The organism is Chitinophaga sp. (assembly GCF_036566945.1).
Classification (GTDB): Bacteria; Bacteroidota; Bacteroidia; order Chitinophagales; family Chitinophagaceae; genus Chitinophaga.
Genome location: NZ_DATCVJ010000983.1, coordinates 1 through 4,305 on the forward strand (window position 1 = coordinate 1; position 4,305 = coordinate 4,305).

Here is a 4,305-nt window from a genome sequence, read left to right on the forward strand (position 1 = left end):
CAACAATTCTTTGATACCGGGAATATTGTACAATGCCTGGTACATACCGGCATCATCTCCCTTCACCGATAAAATTGTTTTTACACTGGAAAGCTGGGTCAGGTAATTGGCGAGTAGCTGATCATAAAACAAGAGATATCCTTTCAACTGTTTTGCCTGTGCCTGCCGCAGGTCTGTTTGTTTTTTAGAGATGCCCGTACTCCCGATTTTATAAGTGCGCGGAAAATCTTCCTGCACGCTGGTAAAGTCTGTCAGATCGGTCAGCACCCGTCCATCCGGCACCGGCAGGTCCTGTTGTTGCCGGTTAATTTTAGTGGTACTGTCGGGGTGTACATCCAGGTATTCTTTCAGCCGCAGCATGTCTACCGGTACTTCTTTGTAATGGGAGATGACCGCAAAGGCAGAGCAGTCGATGCTCAGTACAGGGAGACATTTGCAGTCGAAGGCAATACACCATTTTTCGACACTTACATTTTCGGTGCGATCCTTACAAAGATACATGTCCAGTCTATCGATCTGCGCTACGCCATCTACTGCCGCGATAAGCTGATAAAGGTCCGAGCGGTATACGGTTTGCCGGGGTTGTGCCTGTAGCAATTCTGCTTCATCAATAAAGCCATGTTGCAGCAATGGTCCTTTATACACAGGATCTGCGTTGTAATATTTTTTAGCCGCGATGAACACATCGCTGTAATAATCTTCCATGGATGCCGGGGTCCAAACTGCGGCCACCGCCGCTTTGAAGGCTGCATCGCCGTTAATCCGTTTATTCACCAGTGCCTGCAATGCAGTGGTCAGCTCATCCGGGAGTTGGGACGTTTGCAGGGTGTCGATGACATCACTGTCTATTAAAAACTGTGCGTAACGGCACATCATTTCTTCCTGGCTGTAAAACCGGATCACGGGTGATAAATAATGTTCAATGGCGCGATATACTTTGGCCAGCACGTCCCATTTATCCGCGGTCGGATTCAGCTCTAAAGCCAGGTCCAGTCCCATCCCCACCGTTTCTGCAATATGTATATCCGGATGAATATCTTCACTGAGATTACGCGCACGGTGCAATCTCTTTTTAGCTTCTGCCATGATATCGGCTTCGGCTCCCACAGCACCTTCTTCCAATCGTAACGTAACGCTGTAGATGCCTTGTGGCAGGAAGAGGTTATATTCTGCCGGTTGATCTTTATCGGGTAATTCCGCCATACGTAAACTACCCGCGAAATACAAAGACAGCAGCGGATCAAAATAGAAGAATGCCTTCAGGTCTTTATTGTTATCAATTTGCGCTATGAGATCACTCCAGCCATTTAGTCCGCCCATATCGGTGCGCAGCGTGGCCAGCAAACCGATGAGGGCATTGAAGTCCAGCTCCGGATGTTGCGCAGGATTTACAGTCAGCAGATAGCTTTCCACAAAGAACAATGATTCTTCGTAGTAATTCGCTGCCATGTAGAGCAGCATTACTTTTTTGAATCCCTCGTCGAGCACTATTTTCTCCAGGCTATCCAGTAATTCCTGCCGGAATTTTTGCCGGGCAGCTTCTTTTTCTTTATCGCTGATGCAGCCGTTGATCGTTTGCAGGAGTTCCGTATCAATGTTGTCTAATTGCGGCAATACAATTGATCCACCTGCTATTTTGATCCAGGGCTGCAACTGTGCCAGGGCGTAGCTGTCGAGGAAACCCTCCGGCCAGCAAAAGCGTACTTCCGGCTCTTCCAGTTGTTGTACCCAGGCATTTTGCACACCGGGCATATCGATCAGGATCTTTCGCAGGTCCAGTGCTGTAACCGGGGCGCAAGGCAGAATCTGAGCGGCGGTATAAAACGAATCGTTGTTGGGTACGGCAAACAGGTCGGCGGGCGACATATTGCTGCGGTAGCCCAGGTCGGTGATGGCATAACAAAGAATCTCAAGAATGGTAATACCCGGATCATGCAGGTTATAATCTGTCCAGATATCCGAAGCCAGATTTTCGATATGCCGGATCCCTTCCCGGCGCAACAATTGCCAGTCCATAGAAGGTGGATACAACGGATCTTTAGGTATGATGAGAGAAGTACTCATACGTTAGTTTATTTTTTGGGCTTATCGATATTGATGGTGGTAAATTTGCCGGCGGTGAATGCCAGGTCTGCTGTCATGGCCACTACACTATTGTTTTGCAATACGGGTGTCAGGCGGTAGGCATTTTCGGCGGGGATACCTTTGCGGGCGTCTGCCGGAATTTTACCTGTCAGTATTTTTTCGGCGACTTCCTTTTTCAGCACTTTTACCATGGCGTTGATAATAGCGTCTGCATGTACAAGCCGGGGATTCCAGGCCTTCGCCAATGTTTTCTGCAGTAGCTGCACCTGGTCTGCAACAGCCGGTGTGTCTGTTTTAACCGGTTGATCCGGTACTTTCACCGCATCCGGATTTGCCGGCACCGGCGTTTTTCCCGGTACTGTGTAGGTATCTGTTTTATCCACTACCGGCGTAGGCACATTATAAACATCCCTTCTTTCCGGCGTCACATACTCGTCTACAACTACCGTTGCCGGCCGGTCTTCGTCACAAACACCGCAGGCGCAGCGATCATTGTCTTTGATCACGTTGATGTCATGATCTATGACATTGGGATTGTCTTCATTGAGGCGATCCAGGTAAGTGGTGAGTACGGAAGCTGCCGTAAAGGGTGTAATCACATCTACCTCGCTCCATTCCAGGATGTCTTCAAATTCTTCTGCCATTTGCCGGGAAGAAAAATGTTTTATTTTAAGACTGGTCACCACATCTACGTAGTCCAGGTTTTCGAGGAATTGCAGCAAACGGGTTCTGTTTACGGGTGTACCGAACAGCAGTGGTTTTTTACCGGTGGCCCACGGCGACAGGAACAACTTCAATGCATCATTGAGTGCTTTGGTATAATAAGGAATGTCTTTTCCGGGATAGAAGCGTACGCAAACCCGTATCCTTATTGGTTCAAACCTTGCGTTGATCACATCGAGGCGATCTTGCCCATCATCACATCCGCAGTCATCATTACAACAACAAAAGCCGGGTTCTCCATATCCGCCTACGAAATAGCTGTTTCGCCGGGCCAGGAACTGCTTCATAGCAGTGAGTTCTCCTGCTTCGAAAATGGGATAGAAGATGCGGTTGCCGGTCATCTTATCGGGGAATGGAATGGCGGCCACGGTTACATGTCCCGGACGGGCGGTATACAAGCGACGGGAATGTGGCAGGCATTTCAACACATCTATCTGCGGAAATGATTCCAGTAATAATCTTTCATAATCCCATACTGTTACGGCCCTGTCTTTATGCCGGAGTCTTTCGTGTATGCGTGTGAGGTAGCCATCCCGATCGGACTGTTCCGAGGTACGGCCTTTGAAAGAATCGTAGGGCTGGGTCACTGATTTCACGCTCACGTCCCTGAATTTCAGGGCGGTGATCGTTGAAGGCGGGATACCTTTTACCAGGTGATCTTCGGTGTTGTTGTTATCACGGAATTCGGCTTCTGCAGCATTCACGTGAATATCGATGAGCATGGGCAGTGCATCTACCATCACATCGTCATCCGGTACTTCCACGGCGGAAGCACGCAGCCAGTAAAGGTCTGTGCGACCATCCTTTCCGGTGATGGCGGTGTTACCATTTTTGATATCATCCGGGATCTGGAAAAGGATAATGCCGGTTTGCTGCATACCCTGTGTAGTGTCTTTGAGAATATATTGCGGCGGCAATGCAATCCAGGTATCGGCGAGGTATGACCAGGCAATAGGCGGGGCGTAATGGTCCGGATTACCGGTACCGGGGGCGGTTTTAAACAGCAGTGATAATGTTTGGTTAGGCGCGAGCTGTTCGAATCCCAGGAACAGATTACCATTAGCCGGTGCAGGTTTGGCCCGGTGCGGATCAAACAATTCAGGACCGATAGGCAATTGTGGTTCCGGCATGGTCATCACCGGCGTAGCACTGATACCTTCTCCTGACAAGTCTTCCCAGTTACCTAAAGAATTGAAGGCGCTGAAAAAATGCCTGGAGGCCAGACGGCCATCTTCTTTAGGATATAATATCTGATCTGCCAGAATAGTTACCGGATTGGAACGATAGGCAAATACCATATTGTTGGCATCCAGCACAAAAAAGTCGTCTCCTCCCCAGGTGGCTTCCATCTTAATCCAGCCGCTTATGCCACTTGACAAGTCCACCGGAAATTTCCCGGATGCCTGCAAGAGGCCTTCTTTTTCAGTATATCCTACAATGCCAGGTCCCTGATTATATTGTATTTCTTTCCAGTTCCCGTTGTACAAAAATCCCATA

At 48.9% G+C, this 4,305-nt stretch carries 2 protein-coding genes; both read right to left on the reverse strand.

Translation table 11 applies throughout. The features are described 5' to 3' along the window. Positions 1–2,064: hypothetical protein (locus VIP81_RS29415; RefSeq protein WP_331970193.1), on the reverse strand; the 2,064-nt coding region annotated here is incomplete at its 3' end. 8 nt (positions 2,065–2,072) lie between these two features. Then, a partial coding sequence (locus VIP81_RS29420; RefSeq protein WP_331970196.1) for a hypothetical protein occupies positions 2,073–4,305 on the reverse strand: 2,233 nt, incomplete at its 5' end.